11 protein-coding genes are annotated in these 17,581 nt (G+C 46.5%); 6 read left to right on the top strand and 5 right to left on the bottom strand.

Annotated features, from left to right (window positions below; all coding sequences use genetic code 11):
* Nucleotides 1–132: 132 nt before the first annotated feature.
* A complete protein-coding gene (locus ACF8OV_RS18055) occupies nt 133–528 on the top strand; it encodes a cystatin domain-containing protein (protein WP_317676221.1) in 396 nt (131 codons plus the stop codon).
* Between the two features lie 66 nt (nt 529–594).
* On the opposite strand, the gene lhgO is transcribed toward ACF8OV_RS18055, so the two are convergent.
* The 3 genes from lhgO to ACF8OV_RS18040 all read right to left on the bottom strand — a co-directional run bounded on the left by lhgO (nt 595) and on the right by ACF8OV_RS18040 (nt 5,045).
* A complete protein-coding gene (gene lhgO, locus ACF8OV_RS18050) occupies nt 595–1,821 on the bottom strand; it encodes an L-2-hydroxyglutarate oxidase (protein ID WP_005459316.1) in 1,227 nt (408 codons plus the stop codon).
* An 8-nt stretch (nt 1,822–1,829) separates the two neighbouring features.
* Nucleotides 1,830–3,953, bottom strand: coding sequence for a TRAP transporter permease (locus ACF8OV_RS18045; RefSeq protein WP_020834858.1), 2,124 nt, complete (start codon nt 3,951–3,953; stop codon nt 1,830–1,832).
* Nucleotides 3,954–4,034: 81 nt separating this feature from the next.
* Complete coding sequence (locus tag ACF8OV_RS18040) at nt 4,035–5,045, bottom strand: TAXI family TRAP transporter solute-binding subunit (protein ID WP_005484315.1); 1,011 nt, start codon at nt 5,043–5,045, stop codon at nt 4,035–4,037.
* Between the two features lie 883 nt (nt 5,046–5,928).
* Here ACF8OV_RS18040 and brnQ point away from each other — a divergent pair.
* A complete protein-coding gene (gene brnQ / locus ACF8OV_RS18035) occupies nt 5,929–7,239 on the top strand; it encodes a branched-chain amino acid transport system II carrier protein (RefSeq protein ID WP_153644380.1) in 1,311 nt (436 codons plus the stop codon).
* A gap of 103 nt (nt 7,240–7,342) precedes the next feature.
* Complete coding sequence (locus ACF8OV_RS18030; protein ID WP_021450318.1) at nt 7,343–8,551, top strand: GGDEF domain-containing protein; 1,209 nt, start codon at nt 7,343–7,345, stop codon at nt 8,549–8,551.
* A 36-nt stretch (nt 8,552–8,587) separates the two neighbouring features.
* Here ACF8OV_RS18030 and ACF8OV_RS18025 read toward each other — a convergent pair whose 3' ends face one another.
* Nucleotides 8,588–9,943 carry a sigma-54 dependent transcriptional regulator gene (locus ACF8OV_RS18025; protein ID WP_153644379.1) on the bottom strand — a complete coding sequence of 452 codons (1,356 nt, stop codon included), beginning with the start codon at nt 9,941–9,943 and terminating at the stop codon, nt 8,588–8,590.
* Between the two features lie 268 nt (nt 9,944–10,211).
* Here ACF8OV_RS18025 and ACF8OV_RS18020 point away from each other — a divergent pair, with 268 nt between their 5' ends.
* From ACF8OV_RS18020 to ACF8OV_RS18010, 3 genes are all read left to right on the top strand, one after another.
* A complete protein-coding gene (locus ACF8OV_RS18020) occupies nt 10,212–12,284 on the top strand; it encodes a sensor histidine kinase (protein ID WP_258496291.1) in 2,073 nt (690 codons plus the stop codon).
* Between the two features lie 209 nt (nt 12,285–12,493).
* Entirely contained in the window at nt 12,494–13,621 is a 1,128-nt protein-coding gene (locus tag ACF8OV_RS18015; protein WP_025503788.1) for a conjugal transfer protein TraF, read from the top strand.
* A 180-nt stretch (nt 13,622–13,801) separates the two neighbouring features.
* A complete protein-coding gene (locus ACF8OV_RS18010; RefSeq protein WP_203504301.1) occupies nt 13,802–15,193 on the top strand; it encodes a glycoside hydrolase family 1 protein in 1,392 nt (463 codons plus the stop codon).
* Between the two features lie 91 nt (nt 15,194–15,284).
* Here ACF8OV_RS18010 and ACF8OV_RS18005 read toward each other — a convergent pair whose 3' ends face one another.
* Nucleotides 15,285–17,321: a PhoX family phosphatase gene (locus tag ACF8OV_RS18005; protein ID WP_140092770.1), complete on the bottom strand. Its 2,037-nt coding sequence runs from the start codon at nt 17,319–17,321 to the stop codon at nt 15,285–15,287.
* Nucleotides 17,322–17,581: the final 260 nt, after the last annotated feature.

Below are 17,581 nucleotides of genomic sequence, written 5' to 3'. Positions count from 1 at the left end.
AAGCGGCGCTCATTTATGTATCGAAAGGACTCACCACTATTTTGTACGACTTTCCGTTCCAACTTCTTCTCATTATGTAAAGCAACACAGCCGTGCTTATACTCAATCAAGGACAAATAACGGAGTGTCTTTATGAGTGTTAGGAAATATTGGGGAGCCGCAGCCACTCTTGCAATCCTCACGATCACCAACAATGTCTACGCCGTGGACAAGCAAGTTTCACCCGCGATGAAAAAGAAAATGCAGGCAATTTGTTCGGCAGAAAAGAGTCAACCCGGTGGATGGCAAGTTTCTCAAGTTACTCCAGAAGCGCAGCGCTCGTTGAGTATGGTTTTGTACCAGATGAACGCCGAAGATAAATTAAAAAACATCAACGAAGTACGCACTCAAGTGGTAGCGGGTACTCACTATGCGTTTGAGTTCGAGCTTCAAGACGCTGAAGTGTGGAACGCAATGGTCTTACGCAGTGCAAGAGGCGATTACATGATCGAAAGACACGCCAAAAAAGGCGAACTTTGCCCGAAGTAGAATGCCACCAACAAAAACCTGATGAAATGAAAGAGCCAGTGTTCAAAACTGGCTCTTTATGTCTGACTAGACGACTTTAGCTACCACTTTCTCATCGACCTTATCGCAAATGTACTCTCCGATAGGCATGGCAGATGTGGCCGCAGGGGAAGGCGCATTACACACGTGAAGGCTTCTTGCGCTCTCTGCAAATAGGAAATCGTGCACTAGAGTGCCGTCCGACAACACCGCTTGCGCGCGAATCCCTGCTGGGTAAGGTTGAAGATCCTCAACACGAATACTCGGACAATATTTATTGACCAGTTTTAAATACCCAGGCTTCCACCACGAGTTTTTAAACTCTTCCAAGCCCGTTTTTAAGTGCTTTTGTGTGACTTTCCAAAAGCCAGAAAAACTCAGCATTTGCAGTGTATCTTGCAGGTTAAAGTTCACTTTTCCATACCCTTCTCGCTTCCAACCCTGAACGGCATTTGGACCAACCGTCACAGAACCATCAATCATACGAGTCAAATGCACCCCCAAAAATGGCAAATCTGGATCTGGAATTGGGTAGATTAAGTGGTTCACCACTTGGTTATGCTTACTGTCTAATCGGTAGTATTCACCGCGATAAGGCACGATTTGAAAATCGGTCGGAATGCCCATCATTTTTGTCATCCGATCGGCCATCAATCCACTGCAAGTGACTAGAAACTTGCAGTTCAGCTGCATAGATTGCCCATCGGAAACGCAAGTCAGTTGTACTTCTTCATCTTTCTCATCGGCGGCAACCACCTTGGTTCTTAAGCTAATATGACCACCTAAACTTTGGAACTCCTGTGCCATATGCTCTGTTACCAAGCGGTAATCAACAATACTGGTGGTTTTCACGTAAATCGCACCCAACCCTGTGATATTCGGCTCCGCCAACTTGAGCTGCGCTTCATCAAGCAATTCCACATCAATCCCGTTGACGTGGCAGCGTTCATAAAGGGCGTTCATTCGTTCGACTTCTTGCTCGTTAGTTGCAACCAACAACTTGCCGCAGTTTTCGACCGGAATATTATGCTGAGAGCAAAACGAGAGCGTTTTTTCTACGCCGCGTTTACAAAAGTCGGCTTTTAAACTGCCCGGCGCATAATACACACCCGCGTGGATAACGCCGCTGTTATGCCCGGTTTGATGCTTAGCAAAACCAGACTCTTTCTCAACCAATAAAATAGAACACTCTGGATGGCGTTGTTGGAGCTGCCAAGCCGTGGACACACCAACGATACCACCACCCACAACAATGTAGTCATAGACTGATTTCATACGACCTCTTATAAAACCGAAAGTTGAGACTGTTGCAATTTGAACTTGCGCCCACTGTAAACAAACACGGCAACGAATACCGCGCAGCACACCACACGAATTAAGATTGGAATGTCGTGCCAAACCAAAAGTGCACCGATAGTAAGCAGAACCAGTCTCATCAATATATTCAATGGTCCTTCTAAGTAACCTTCAATGGCTCCAATGAGCGCGTAAGTACCCACTATCGCAAAGAAGCCGACAGTAATTACGGATGTCACATCCCAACTGACCAATCCGGTATAGGCAATTAACAATGGAACCAAGTACAGCCCCTTCGCAATTTTCCAAGCCATTAAGCCTGTCCGCATTGGTGGCGTTTTCGCAATGGTCGCCGCTGCGAATGCGGTTAAACACACTGGTGGCGTAACGTTACTGTCTTGCGAAAGCCAGAAAATGATCAAATGCGCAGCCAACAATGCCAAGCCAACCGCCTCTAAACCCAGACTTTGCTCTAGTAGCGTTTCAACAAAATCAGCAGGAACCAGCGACAGCATTTCTTTCGCCGTTTCCAGCGCCATTGGCGCATTGAGAAGTTCGAGCTTATCTGGTGCCGCTAGCATGAAGATCGCTTTCGCTTGCTCAGGCAACTGCCCTGAAACCATCAACTCTAAAAGTTGGTTCTCGGCAATCAACTTATACAAGGCAGGTGCAGACAAAGTGCCCAGAACAATATACGCCGCTGTCACAGGTAAGCCCATACCTAAAACCAACGATGCCAAAGCAATCAACACGAGCATAATGAACAAATCACCATTCGCCCAACCATTGATCATCAAAGAGAAAGTGTTGCCGATGCCTGTGGTACTGATTACGTTGATCACTAAACCAATACCCACCAGCAAGACAGCGGTGGTTGCCATGTTCTTCGCGCCTTGAGACATAGCCTCGATGATCGCTTTTGGTCCCATTTTGTGATCTTTCGAAAACCACGAAGAGACAACAACAGAAATGATGGAAAGGCCTGCCGCATAAGTGGGTGTAAAACCTTTCACGAGCAACGTCACCAGAACCACCAAAGGAATGAGGTTGTGCCAACCACTCACCAGAACTTTGATAAGCGATTCGTCACTGGTTGTAATTTTCTGCACGCCGCTACGCTTCGCTTCGATACGCACAAAAAACGCGACCGATAAGAAATAAATCAACGCAGGGACAAACGATACAGCAATGATATCCACGTAAGGAATTTGAGTATAAGACGCCATAATGAACGCGCCCGCGCCCATCACCGGAGGCATCAACTGACCACCAGTAGAAGCCGCAGCCTCAACCCCTGCAGCAAAGCGCGAAGGGAAACCTGCTTTTTGCATCAACGGAATACTGATCACCCCTGTCGACACGGTATTCGCCACGCTAGATCCCGACACAGAGCCCATTAAACCCGAGCCAAGCACGGCAATGAAACCCGGCCCTCCGATGATTTTTCCTGCGGCTGCACGAGCGACATTGATGATGTAATCCCCAACGCCAGAGCGTACTAAAAACGCACCAAAGAGGATGAACATAAAAACGAATGTCCAACTGATGCGAGAAATAGAACCGAACATGCCTTCAGAAGAATAGAAACTGCGATAAAGCAGGGTTTCCATGCTCAACCCCGGAAAATGAAAAATACCCGTCGCCCATTTTCCCCACAGAACAACGTAGCTCAAACAGATCACAATCAACACAGGAATAAACCACCCCATGGTGCGGCGAATCAGTTCGATGACGATCAATATCGCCATAATGGCAAAGACCCAGTCGCTAGTGACAAACTTAACACCACGTTCATACAACGCATCTTCGGCATATGGAATGTAAAGCAAACAGGCGATAGCCCCTGCTGCGATGAGCACATCGACCGCAAGAGCCATTTTGCTCTGCTTCAAAGAGATATGAGCCGGATACCAAAGTGCACAAATTACCGCAAAGCCAGCAAAGTGCGTCGCGGATATCCAGAGTTCCGGTAACGTCGATAAGGTGTTAAACCAAATATGCAATGCAGAAAGTACCACGCCGAACACCGTGATGGTGGTGGTTACCCACGGGAAATCGGTGCGCGTGGGCAGCTCAAATTTCTGCAATTCCTTTTCCATAGAGTCGCTCATATCCTACTCCAAGCTCTAACGGCTTTTTCAATGTTTAAAACAAAATAAAAGCCCCGAGATGCACTCGGGGCGAAGTTGGCGTTATTGCGCCATCAGTTCAGATGGGATTTCGATTCCCATTTCTTTGTAGTAACGAACCGCACCCGGATGCAGCGGTAAAGGAAGCCCCGAAATCGCTTTTTCGATCGCCATCGCTTTGGTTGCTTTGTGGATGCCTTGTAGGAACGGAAGGTTCTCGTAAATGGCTTTGGTCAGTTGGTAAACGTCCTCTTCCGAGATATCGTCTCGAACCGCAAGGAAGTTGGGCTGAGCAATCGTCGTGATTGGTTTATCTAAACCTGGGTAAGTGTTGGCAGGAATGTCGTACTTGGTCCACAACTTGTAGTTGCCGTTGGCTTGCTTGATTTGCTCGTCAGTGAACGAAAGAATCGAGATATCTTTGCCTAGCGCCGCAAATGCTTGCGTCACCGCCCCAACAGGAACACCAGCTGGCGTATTCATACCATCGATGGTGCCATTTTGTAGCGCACTTGCACTGCCGCCATACCCCATAAAGGCAAGGTTGAACTTATCTGGGTCAACACTCAGGCCTTTCATGATCTGACGGCCTGAGTTCTCAGTACCGGAGTTCTTTTTACCGATAGAGAACTTTTTCCCTTCGAGGTTTTTCAGATCACTAACCGTACCGGTTTTTGCTAAGTCGCTACGAACAATGAAGTGTTCAACGTTTTGCCATAACATTGAGACTGAACGCAGCTTTTCTTGGCGACCGCTTTTCTCGTAAGGACCTTCCCCCGACCAAGCCCACGCACCGTACAAACCTTGCAAAATCGCAAATTGTGCTTCGTTTTCATTCAATAGTTTAACGTTTTCACCAGAGCCAGCAGAGCTGATAGCAGAAAGGGAGAAGTGGTGCTTTGGTGCGAGTTTCACTTTACTTAATGTCGCCAAAGCTACCCCAACTGGGTAGTAAGTGCCACCAGTAGAAGCGGTCGCAAGGATGTAGCTGCGCTCTTCCGCCGCTGCATTTGTCGCGATACCAAAAGATGTCACAGCAATAGCCAGTGCTTTTACGAGCTTATTCATTTTCATTATTACTCTCCGTGTAGTCGTTTCACGATTATGGATTTACATCATGTTAAACCTTTATTAACAACAAAACGCTAAGAGCAACTTAAATGCCAATTTTCAACTCATTGTTTTTATTTAATAAATATAATCTCCCAGCCAAAAATGAGCAAAAACTCGCTCATTTACCTGTAAAGCAATAAGCAAGATATTGCCGACGATAGAATGAGACTAAGCGGTACAACCTCGCAAAACGTTAATGAATTGTGATCGATACAAAAGATTTGCCCTTTTTAGCCATGAGCAAGTTTTTGCCGATAACAAACAAGCATTCAACTCTGTCGCGAAGTGTCCCAACGCAACATCTCTTAGCGAAATAGGTCTAAAAACGTATCGAGTTCATACCAAGTATGAGCACCACCATAAATTAGCACTCACTTATTGAGCAATACAGCTTAGATAAAAACTCCAAATGATGAACAAAATTCCAACAAAAACGGTCATGTTAACGAACTGAAAAGTTATTTATTCTGATTTACAGTTCAAATTCCAGTTTAAACCACCAACTTACAGATAAAGATTAACCATATCGACTTATTTTCTCCTTTGGGGTTGTGCCGATCCCCTTAAGTTCGTTAGGGTAAACAAACACCAAGGCAAACGTATTCCTTGGTATTTTTTCGTCATTAAGGATCTCTCATGTCAGCAACTGCGCAATCACAATTCGCATTAAAACGCCCGTCCGGCGTTGCTGCAGCGATCCTCCTGCTCTCTCTGGAACTGATTCAGAGCTGACAGGCTACATCTAAAATTTCTGTCAGCTTGAGAAGAAGCTGACGGGAACAACTACATACTCTCTCCCATTCCTTTCAGTTTCTTCCAAGCGAAACGTGTAAGAGGAATAACAATGTTAAGCGCACGCAATATCGCCGCCTTAGGCTTTATGACTTTCGCCATGTATTTGGGCGCAGGTAACCTTATCTTCCCTCCATTTTTGGGTTACCAAGCAGGTGAAAACTTTTTGAGTGGAATGTCTGGATTCCTTTTAACTGGCGTGGGTCTACCTGCTTTAGCATTGGTAATGGTGGCGATCGTTAATGGCTCAGACAAGCTAACCGCTGCGCTACCAAAACCGCTAGCAACCAGTTTTTGGGTGATGGTCTTCATCGTCATCGGGCCAGCATTTGTGATTCCGCGAGCCATTACCGTCGCCTATCAATTTAGCTTCGCCCCAATCTTTGGTGAGGCGGCATTAGTGCCGTTTACGATTGCCTTTTGTGTAGCAACCATTTGGTTTGCACTTTACCCAGGAAAGTTGGTTGATAACTTAGGAAAAATCCTAACACCGGCGTTAATGGCGATTTTGATCATCATGTCTGTCACTGCCTTGATTTACCCAGCAGGTGAGTTGACACAAGCCAGTGGCCCATACGTGAGTGGTGCGTTTGCAGAAGGTCTGACGCAAGGGTACATGACGATGGATGCGTTGGGCTCAATTGGCTTTGGTTGGATCATTTTCCGTGCCATTCGCAGCATAGGAGTGGACTGCCCGAAAGCAACGGCGAAATACACTCTAATTGCAGCCTTAATGTACGCTGTCGCGATGGCGTTTGTTTACATTTCGTTGTCTTACATCGGTTCCACTAGCTCTTACTTAGGTTCAGAGTTTAGCAATGGTGGCGATATTTTAACGGCGTTCACCTTCAACCACTTTGGTGCGTTTGGCTCGGTGTTGTTGGGTGCAGTCATGGTATTGGCCTGTTTGACCACAGCGATTGGCGTAACAACCGCAGGCAGCGAGTTCTATGACAACACCTTTAGCAAAGTGAACTACAAAATCTGTGTCGTCATCACCATGGTACTGTCAGGCTTTATCGCCAACATCGGTTTAGAGCAGCTATTGGCAATCACTTTACCTGTGGTTGTGGCACTTCATCCTGTGGCGATTGCTTTGATGATGATGGCACCCGTTCGCAACAAAATGTCTCAGTTCATGTTGGTGCTTACCGCGTTCACTGCACTAGCATTTGGTTGTGTCGATGCTCTGCACATTTTGGGCTACATGCCGGAAGCTGCAGACCAATGGATGAGTCACAACATGCCTTTGTACAATGAGTTCGCGAGCTGGATTGTACCTAGTGTCATCATGGCAACGATCGGACTTTTGTTCACTAAAAAAGCAGAAGAAATCAAAGAATTCGAGCTGGTCAACGAATAGCCGTTTAACTTAAGACATCATTCTATAATTACGCTAACATACTGGACGTTTATTGATGACGGGCAAAGGAGTTGCCCGAGTAATGGTTCGTTGTGGAGCACATATGGAGAGTCACTATTTAGATATAAGAACCCTCAACTTTATTATCATTTTGTTTTCTTGTATCTATGCTATTAGCCTGCTTTGCTATCAATATACTCAGAGCAAAATTAAAGGATTAAAAACGTTCGCCATTTCTCTGTTGTTTATTGGCTTAGGCCCTTTTTTATTGGGATTTCGTGACTCAGCCCCAGATTGGCTGACGATCATTCTTTCCAATACCATCATTATCATCGGCTTTTTGCTCACGTTATATGGCGTCAGCATTTTCCGTAAATTCCCCCTCAAGTGCGCTCATGTACTCACGTTTCTGGTACCGGTATTCAGTGGCCTTTTTTATTACTTCACCTTTTATTCGCCATCTATTCGTAGCCGAATCATTTTTCTTAGTATCTACTTGAGCTTAGTCACCTTCTGCAGTGGCGTTGCGATGTTCAAGGGAAAAAGAGACGATCTAAAGCTGCCCGTTCAAGTGATGGCGTACGCCTTCTTTGGGTTTAGTGCTTTTATGGCGGGCAGAACCGTTTGGAGCATTTGGGCACCTGAAGTCACCAGTTTTATGAATGCAGGTATCATCCACCAGCTGACGTTTCTATTTAGTATCTGCCTCATTGTTGCTTTGAGCTTTAGTATGTTGTGGTTGATCAACGCAAGATTGGTGAAATCCATCAACGATCTTTCTCATTTGGATGCATTAACTGGGTTATACAATCGACGTGCAATGGAAGTCATTGTGCCTAACCTTGTGAATCAAGCACGCGAAAAAAATACGCCTATCAGCATCGTTATGACTGACGTGGACGATTTTAAAACCATTAATGACCAATACGGGCACACCACTGGCGACTCAGTCATGGCAACCATCGCCACGATTTTTAAACAAACGTTACCAGAGTCAGCATGTACCGTTCGCTTTGGTGGTGACGAGTTTATGATTGTGTTGCTTGCCAATGCCGAAAACGCGAAAGCCTATGCCGAGTTAGTACGTCGCAGCATTGAACGTGAAACGTCGCTGCTTGCTTTTAAAAACCAAGTCACGATGAGCTTCGGCATCAGCGAGCTAATGCCCAATGACAGCTTACAAGATGCACTCACCCGAGCCGACGAAGCACTGTATTGTTCGAAGCATACCGGGCGAAATCAAGTCACGACATTCCAAGATGAAAGCGAGGTGGGTGGTAAGTTCATCCAAACACCGACTAAAAGCGCATAACGGAAAGGTAAAACGACATCGCTCCTATTATTCCATTCACGAATCGGTGTAATCGGAGCGATTCAGACCAAATTTTTGCATTTTCTGATTTAAGGTGCGGCGTGGTAAATCGAGCTCTTGCATCACTTCATTAATCCGTCCTTGGTGCCTCACTAATGAATCATGCAACACTTTGCGCTCAAAGTTGTGCAGCTGAATCATCAACGGAACACCCGCTTGAGTCTCTTCCGTGGTTGACGACGGGCGGCTAGAAAGAATTTCCATCACAGAAACCGTATCATCCAGCGCGAAACGCATTGCGACGTTACGTAATTCGCGCACATTTCCTGGCCAAGCGTAAGAAAGCACGGCATTTCTGTCGGCATCACTCAACGGTCGACTGTCTGGATTGGTTTGCAATGCAAAGTGCTCAAACAGAATCAACGCGTCTTCTTCTCGCTCCCTAAGCGGCGGTAAGTAGATCTGTGCAACATTAAGTCGATAATACAAATCTTGGCGGAACTCTTCATGATCGTTGAGATCTTCTTTCGCGGCAGCGATCACTCGCAAATCCACATTGATCTGCTGGTTACCACCAACTCGCTCGACAGTATGTTCTTGTAATGAGCGCAGCACTTTCACCTGCATTGAAAGCGGCATACTCTCGATTTCATCAAAAAACAGCGTGCCTTTATCGGCGTATTCGAGTTTGCCAATCCGTCGTTTACTTGCTCCGGTAAAAGCGCCGGGCTCGTGACCAAACAGCTCACTTTCGAACAGATTTTCGGGAATCGCGCCACAGTTTATCGGTACGAAACGATGTGATTGGCGTTGGCTTTCTTTATGCAGGCTGGTAGCCACCAGCTCTTTACCACAGCCCGTTTCACCATAAATAATGACGTTAGTATCAATACGCGCTAGCTTTGCAACTTGTTCACGCAATTGCTGCATGACTCGGCTTCGGCCAATCAGCACTTCCTCGAGCCCACTTACGCTCGCGAGATATTCTTGACGATCTTGCGTTGACGTCTGCGCTCGATAAGTCTCGACCGCTTCCGTCACACGTTGCGAGAGTCGCTCTGGCTGAAATGGTTTCTCAATAAAGTCAAATGCGCCTTTTTGCAAGGCACTCACCGCCATATCCACATCCCCATGTCCGGTGATCAGGATAACGGGCGTTTGGATATGATGGTCAATAAGGCTTTCTAAAATCGAGAGGCCATCGCTATCAGGCAAGCGAACATCACTGACAACAGCATCAAAGTCTTGACTTAGTATCGCCGCCTTTCCAGCGTCACCGGTACTGAATACCTCAACGTTAAATCCGGCCAGTTGCAGCCATTGGCTAGTTGCCTGACGAACAATGTCATCATCTTCAATAAGTGCGATGTTGGGGGTGCTTTCAAAAGCCATGAATTACTGCCTGTTTAAAACGTCTTTCGTAACGGTAGCAAAAACCACGAGGGAGAAAAGGAGCTAGATCTCACTTCTTAATTACAACTCTTTAACATCCAATCAGTTAGGCGCACTCTGTCTCAATCTGGATAAGTAATCACTGTGAACCGCACAGGAAAAATCTAAATCGGCAAACCTGCATGTGGATTGGGTCATCAATCAGGACGAGGCAGAACTGAAAATCAATAACTTATCTTAAGAAAACGAGTACTTGGATGGAGTCGATATGACGCTCAGCGGAAAAGGGAAAACGTGGTTGCTTGTGATTTTTGCAAGCGCGATGGTGCTATTTTCTTACAGTGCTAGTCGTGAAATCGCCCACCAATTGCTCAGCGCACAAACGCAAACCGAAGCGCAACAAAAACTACTGAATTACATCGGCGAAGTCCGCCGAGCACTGAAACGCTTTTATCACCTGCCTTATTTAGTCACCAACAATCCCGAAACGATTGCGTTTGTAAAAGGCAATTTGACTTACTATGAACCGCTGCAAGCCCAGTTAACCCAACTCGACAAAGCCGCGAATACCGAAGGTTGGTTGATCCTCTCCACCTCTGGTGAAGTGTTGGTTTCCAGCCTCATCGATGAACGATTTAGCCGTTCAGATCGACGTGCCATTGTTGAACAGATTCATCGCCAAGGTGAAGGCGTCTCTCTGGTAAATAAAACCAAAGGCTCAAGCCCTCTGTATTATTTATCGGCACCGATTTTTGATGGCCTCAACATCGCGGGTATTGTCGTCGTACAAATTAACTTGAGCCTTCTGACAGAACAAACCATCACCAGCCAAGACATTATTACACTGCAAAACCGCCATCAGCGTTTCTTCCTGTCGAGCAGCACCACTTACAACGCAGACTGGTTCAATGAGCCAAACCATGCAGTAGATGAGGAAACACAAAAGCTCTACGACAACACCGTGATCCATTTTTGGACGCTGGATCAACAACGCTATTTTGCCCATACCGTTAAATTGGATGACCTCAATTGGTATGTCAGTTATCTCATCCCGACCAAGCCAGTTCAACAAGCCATTAATGTCATTGGTTGGAGTGTCGCTGCGTTGCTGTTATTGATCATTTTGTTGGCCATTATCGGTTTGCAACGGCACCAGAAAAACCAGAACCAGCAGCGTATTCAAGCTCTACTGGAGGAATCCCAAAGGCGACTTAAGCAGATGATCAACAAAACTCACGTTGGGTTGCTGTTGATTAATGAGCAAGGACAGCTATTCGATCTCAATCCAATGGCTAAGCGGCTGTTTTGTTTGCCAGAAAATGTCAATCGTCAAACTTTTGCTTGGGAGTTGTTTGATGCAGGTAATCCCAACTCAACCACGCTCACACTGCTCAGAGATCTACCAAAACATAAGGAGCTGGCAGAAATCAGTGCCGTTGAAACGATGGCAAGGCGAAGTGATGGGAGCGTTTTCCCGGTGCTGTTCTCATTAACGACCTTTCCTTGGCACGGAGAGCTGTATTTTCTTGCCACCCTCATCGATATCAGTAAACGCAAAAAGGCTGAACAATCGCTACAACTCATCAACCAAGAGCTAGCGCAGCGCGTAGAAGAGCGCACGCAAGCGCTACGTCAAGCTCAGGAGCAATTGATTGAATCAAGCAAAATGGCGGCGTTGGGCCGCATGTCGAGCGCGATTACCCACGAGTTGAATCAACCTCTTACCGGATTGCGCACCCTTCTCACCACCAACGAGTTATTAGCAGAACGCGGCGAAACCGCCATGATGAAGGCCAATAATGTGCTCGTGCAAAAGCTGATTGACCGCATGGCGAGCATGACGAGCCAGCTCAAAACATTCGCGTACAACAAACCTGAAAAGCTACAAGCACTGTCGTTAACCAGCGCGTTGGAAGAGACGCTGCGTGTCTATCAATCTCAGCTGGCGAATGTGGATGTTCGCGTGCGAATACCTAGCGATCTGCCGCAAATTCAAGGGGAAGAACAACGCTTACAGCAAGTGCTTGGCAACCTGATATCCAATGCGCTTGATGCCATGCAATCTAGGGACAAGCCCCAACTTTCAATCGTTGTCACACCAACTAACAGCCACGTTGAAGTAGTGGTCAGTGACAACGGTTGTGGCGTGGCACTAGAACAACTCGACACCATTTTCGAGCCATTCCAAACCAGCAAAAAGATCGGCGAAGGCTTGGGTTTAGGACTGTCAATCACCGCGAACAACATGCGAGACATGAATGGACAAGTCACAGCACAACGCAATCCTGGTTCCGGTATGTCGTTCCTCTTGCGATTTCAGCTCGCCAATACGATTGATTGAGCCACATAAGAAACCACTTGCCTTTATCTTTATTCGTGCAAACCAATAACTCGCCCTCAGCTTTATAAAGCAGATTGCTTAACCTACGCTTAACATGATGAATAACCACCCTGCCATTCATCAATGGAATTGTTGGTTGTCGACATCCGCTTTGGCATCCAACCGTTAACTTATTACAAGTATTTACTTCAAGTAAGAATGGACGCGTTATGAGAAAAACAACTTTAGCAGTGACAAGTGCCCTTACTTTGTTGTCACTTCCTTCCTTTGCTGCGCCTTATGCAGCCGATGCTCGCAGTCACGGTATGGGAAATACTGGAGTGGTATCGGCAGATTATTTAACAGCTCCACTTCACAATCCTGCGCTTGGTGCACTTTATCGAGAAAACGATGATATTGGTCTACTGATCCCCGCCTTTGGCGTTAATATTCACGATGAAGATGACGCTCTTTCGACCGTCGATGATGTACAAGATTTGTATGACAGCATTCAGGGGCTACCCACTCCCGCAGACGAAGCTGCAATGAATCGACTGTTAGATCAGTTAGATAGCAGTATGCCGATCGTTATCAACGGTGGATTAACCTTTGCCATCGCGATACCAACACGTTTTATGTCAATGAACCTTTTTAGCGCTGGCTATGTGGAGATTCTTGCAGCACCTGATATTTCTGACGCCACCAACACCGCTGAGCGATACCTAAATTCGGCGGTTAATTTGGCGGCATTTGGCAGCGCAGAATATGGCGTCTCTCTATCAAGAACCTATACTCTTGGCGGACAAACCGTCGCCTTTGGCCTCACACCTAAATATCAACAACTTAAAACTTACACCCAACGTACAACGCTTGATGACTTTGATATTGAAGATTACGACAAAAGCGAAGTCTCAAAAAACGCCTTCAATATGGATATTGGCATCGCTTGGTATCACGAAGCCTTTCGTGCGGGTTTGTCCGTTAAAGATGTGTTCAAGCAAGACATTAAAACCAAACTCGGTAGTTATACCTACGAACTCACTCCTCAAGCAACCGTTGGGATTGGCTACGTGAGTAACTACGTAGCACTGAGCTTAGACGCCGATCTAACCACGCAAAAGCGCTTTAAAGAACTTGATGATGACACTCAATTTGTGCGCATCGGTATCGAAGGCGACGCGTGGGGATGGGCACAACTTCGCGCAGGCTATGAAATAGATCTGGAGAATAACCTAGATAACTCCGTCACTGGTGGGATTGGGATCAGCCCATTTGATGTTGTTAGCCTTGACCTAGCAGGTTCTTACGCAGGCGATAATCAATTCGGAGCAGCGGCGAACTTAGCCTTCACTTTCTGATTCACCACCTGAATAGTTACGCCAACCAGATTAGCTTCGGTTGGCGTCTTTTCTAAAACCGAACAAATCGCCCTTCAGAAAGTCGATCTGGCTACAAGAATCGTGATGTGACCTGCACTATTCTCAAGCAAAGAAAAATCCAAGTAACTGCAATTTTCTAATGATAAAAGAGTGAGAAACATGATTAAGTTTCCAGATAATTTCCTTTGGGGTGGTGCCATTGCTGCAAACCAAGTAGAGGGGGCATACAACCTTGGGGGTAAAGGTTTATCAACATCAGATATGTTGCCAAACGGCATTCTGAGCCCGCATCAAACGCGTGAAGAACGAACGCCCGGTATCAAAGATCTTGCGATCGATTTCTACAATCGCTATCCAGAAGATATTGCCTTATTTAAAGAGATGGGATTCACCTGCCTGCGCTTGTCCATCGCTTGGAGTCGTATTTTTCCTAATGGCGATGAACTGGAGCCAAACGAAGAAGGACTGGCGTTTTACGACAACATTTTTGATGAGCTAGCCAAACACGACATGCAACCATTTGTGACGCTTTCTCATTACGAGATGCCTTACGCCTTGGTTGAGAATTATGGTGGTTGGGGCGATCGTCGAGTGATCGAGTTTTTCGAGCGTTACGCTAAAACCGTGTTAGAACGCTACAAAGATAAGGTCAAACTGTGGCTTACCTTTAACGAAATCAACATGTCTCTGCATGCACCATTTACTGGGGTTGGTTTGCCAGAAGACGCAACAGAGCAACAGATTTACCAAGCGATTCACCATCAATTGGTGGCGAATGCTAAAGCAGTGAAGCTGTGCCAGGAAATTGTACCGAATGGCAAAATCGGCAACATGTTACTGGGTGCCATGAACTACCCGTACACTTGTAACCCTGATGATGTGTTAGCCGCCATGCAGGAAAACAACAAGTGGTTGTTCTTCGGTGATGTGCAAACTCGTGGTCAGTATCCTGGTTATATGAAGCGCTATTTCCGTGAAAATGGCATCGAAATTCAGATGCAAGACGGTGATTTAGAAGACATTGCCTCGGCCAGTGTCGATTTTATCTCCTTCAGCTACTACGCCAGTGGCTGTGCGAGCGCGGATCCGAAACAAAAGGAAGTCGGCAATATTGTCGAGAGCGTGCCGAACCCATATTTGGAAAAGAGCCAATGGGGCTGGTTGATCGATCCCAAAGGTCTGCGTATTTTGCTGAACTTCTTGCACGATCGCTACCAAAAGCCGCTCTTTATCGTGGAAAATGGTTTGGGAGCGAGAGATGAATTTGACGAAAATGGCGAAATTCAAGATGACTACCGCATTGCCTACCTCAACGATCACCTAGTGCAAGCGCACGAAGCCATTCTTGATGGCGTGGAATTAATGGGTTTCACCAGTTGGGGGCCGATTGATTTAGTAGCCAACTCAACGGCAGAAATGAGCAAGCGTTACGGATATATCTACGTTGATCGTCACGATGATGGACAAGGCACTTTAGAACGTAAACGCAAAAAGAGCTTCTACTGGTATCAGGATGTGATTCGTACCGCAGGTGGTTCGTTAAAACGCTAACCCACATATGTGAATGACAGCGAGACATAAGCCTAAACATCAGCCCTGCAATTGCAGGGCTTGAGTTTTAAGATCTTAATACACGATGAGATTAAACCGCTATTTCGCCACCATCTTCACGACGAATCACAACGGTTGCAGCACGAGGACGAACTGTAGTTCCAGCCGGAGTTTCTTGCGCGGCATCATCACTGTATGGCCAGTTACCAGGGTGTTGAATGTTTACAAATAACGATTTGTAATCTGGGCTAATGGTAAAGCCTGTCACTTCGCAACCGTTTGGACCAACAAAGAAGCGTTTCAGCTCTGCTTGGTTGTCTGCACCGATCACTGCTTGATCGCCATTTTCATTCGTGAGTTTAGATGGTACAACCGCCAGCATTTGGTCGTTGGTGTAAGACGTGACTTCATCTGCGCCGTTATCAGTCTGAATCCAAAGAATGCCGCGACCATCAAATGCCAAGCCATCTGGACTTGCAAATTGGTTAAGCTCATTCAAGCCAGAACGGTTTGTGTCTGCATCACCATTTGCAGGCGAACCAAAAACAAAGATATCCCAAATAAAGTCTGTCGCAGAAGTGCCTTCATCCCAACGAATAACGTGACCAAACTTGTTGTTTAAGCGTGGGTTTGCTGGATTCGTTTCGTCTGTGCGGCGCGTGTTATTGGTTAGCGTGAGGTATACAGAGCCCGTGAATGGGTCAACCGAGCACCATTCAGGACGATCCATTGGCGTTGCGCCAACAAGGTCAGCCGCACCAGCCGTATTAATGATAACTTCCGCTAACGAGTTAAAATGATCAGCAAGCGTGCCACCAGATGTCGTCACACTATCAAGCGTTAGTGGCAACCAAGTACCTGTGCTGTCTTCATTGAAACGCGCAACGTAAAGTGTGCCTTCGTCCATGTACTTGTCGCCCGTCGCCAAGCGATTTGCAGGGTTTGCATCAGCAGGATCCCAAGCCGCTGCAGACTCGAACTTGTAAAGGTATTCAAAACGAGAATCATGACCTGAGTAAAATACCACGGGTTTGCCTTCTTCTAGCTTACCGAAAGCACAACCTTCGTGGCGGAAGCGACCAAGCGCGGTACGCTTTTTCGCACGAGAGTTTTGGGTATATGGGTCAATTTCTACAATGTAGCCATGGCCGTTCGCTTCGTTACGGTAATCGTCTGCAGAGCTGGTGCCTGTTGGTGCAACATTAAAACGCGTGAACTCATCTAAACGCTCTTCTGCGTTACCTGCCAATGTTTCCCACAAGTAACGCGTGCTCTTATCATCCACACCAATACGATCTTGTTCTTCTGTACGAGTCCCCGCATTAACGAAGTAGCCAGGCCAGTTCTCTTCACACGTGAGGTAAGTGCCCCACGGCGTATAGCCGTTGCCACAGTTGTTTAACGTACCACGAGCTTGGCTGCCATCAGGCGAAAAACGCGTCACAGTAAGCGCCGTGTGAGCGACTGGGCCAGATAAATCCATCACTGTCGCACCAGTGTATCGGCGGTTAAGCGGATCGGTATCCACCAATTTCCACATATTGTCTTCTAGCTGAATACGAACAACGGAAACGCCGTGAGCGTTAATCTCTTTGCGAACTTCATCAACTATTGTGCGAACGCCATTTGAGACTGTTGGACCGTTTGGATGCAGTGCTGATGTATCAATGTATTCATGGTTGATGCAAAGCAGGCCGTCGGTCGTACTGTCATTTAATGGGAAAAAGTGCATGCCATCATGGTGCATGCCCAACGCGTTAAGTTGGTCTGAGCTGGTATTGCTGCCATCATTTTTCCACGCGCTGCCTTGAGCATTCAGCGGTGTACCCCAAGGTACCAGTACCTGAGCGGTATAACCCTGTGGAATAGAAACGGCATCAGTCAACGAGCCAGGAATTGAGTCAAAGTTAAGTACCGCTTTCGAAACGCCAGAACCGTTACTTGCCGACGTGCCAGAGCTCGAAGAGTTACAGCCCGCCAATCCAAAAGCACCAAACGCAGTCATTGCGCTGATACCAAGGCCACCTTTTAAGATGCTACGACGAGATAGACTCGCTTCTAGTACTTCTTCAAAAGGCTTGTTATCGCTTTGGTTATAACGCGTTGCGTCGAAGGTTTCCTTGCTCATTTTTACTTTCCCGATCTTATAGTTAGTGAATAAATTGTTGAACGGCAAGAAGTTTGGAGAAGAAAAATGACAGAAATGCTCAATCTATATGAAACTTGTATTTCAATGATGTGATCACTCAATAAACGAGACACGGCAACTCCGTATCCCTATCGACTCTTCATATATTCCTCCTCTCTCACTTCCCACAGCGAGCAATGCAACACTCCAGAGCTCAAAAATCGTGCACAACGCCAACCTATCCTTAGGTTTGATTACAT

The sequence above is a fragment of the Vibrio sp. GLN_1 genome, assembly GCF_043106015.1.
In the GTDB taxonomy this organism is placed as follows: domain Bacteria; phylum Pseudomonadota; class Gammaproteobacteria; order Enterobacterales; family Vibrionaceae; genus Vibrio; species Vibrio parahaemolyticus.
This window is presented reverse-complemented; position numbering and strand designations above follow the sequence as displayed.

Excerpts from the sequence above, each read along its gene's own strand:
- ACF8OV_RS18055 (WP_317676221.1), top strand. The coding sequence starts at position 133 with ATGAGTGTTAGGAAATATTGGGGAGCCGCAGCCACTCTTGCAATCCTC.
- lhgO (WP_005459316.1), bottom strand. The coding sequence starts at position 1,821 with ATGAAATCAGTCTATGACTACATTGTTGTGGGTGGTGGTATCGTTGGT.
- ACF8OV_RS18045 (WP_020834858.1), bottom strand. The coding sequence starts at position 3,953 with ATGAGCGACTCTATGGAAAAGGAATTGCAGAAATTTGAGCTGCCCACG.
- ACF8OV_RS18040 (WP_005484315.1), bottom strand. The coding sequence starts at position 5,045 with ATGAAAATGAATAAGCTCGTAAAAGCACTGGCTATTGCTGTGACATCT.
- brnQ (WP_153644380.1), top strand. The coding sequence starts at position 5,929 with ATGTTAAGCGCACGCAATATCGCCGCCTTAGGCTTTATGACTTTCGCC.
- ACF8OV_RS18030 (WP_021450318.1), top strand. The coding sequence starts at position 7,343 with ATGGAGAGTCACTATTTAGATATAAGAACCCTCAACTTTATTATCATT.
- ACF8OV_RS18025 (WP_153644379.1), bottom strand. The coding sequence starts at position 9,943 with ATGGCTTTTGAAAGCACCCCCAACATCGCACTTATTGAAGATGATGAC.
- ACF8OV_RS18020 (WP_258496291.1), top strand. The coding sequence starts at position 10,212 with ATGACGCTCAGCGGAAAAGGGAAAACGTGGTTGCTTGTGATTTTTGCA.
- ACF8OV_RS18015 (WP_025503788.1), top strand. The coding sequence starts at position 12,494 with ATGAGAAAAACAACTTTAGCAGTGACAAGTGCCCTTACTTTGTTGTCA.
- ACF8OV_RS18010 (WP_203504301.1), top strand. The coding sequence starts at position 13,802 with ATGATTAAGTTTCCAGATAATTTCCTTTGGGGTGGTGCCATTGCTGCA.
- ACF8OV_RS18005 (WP_140092770.1), bottom strand. The coding sequence starts at position 17,321 with ATGAGCAAGGAAACCTTCGACGCAACGCGTTATAACCAAAGCGATAAC.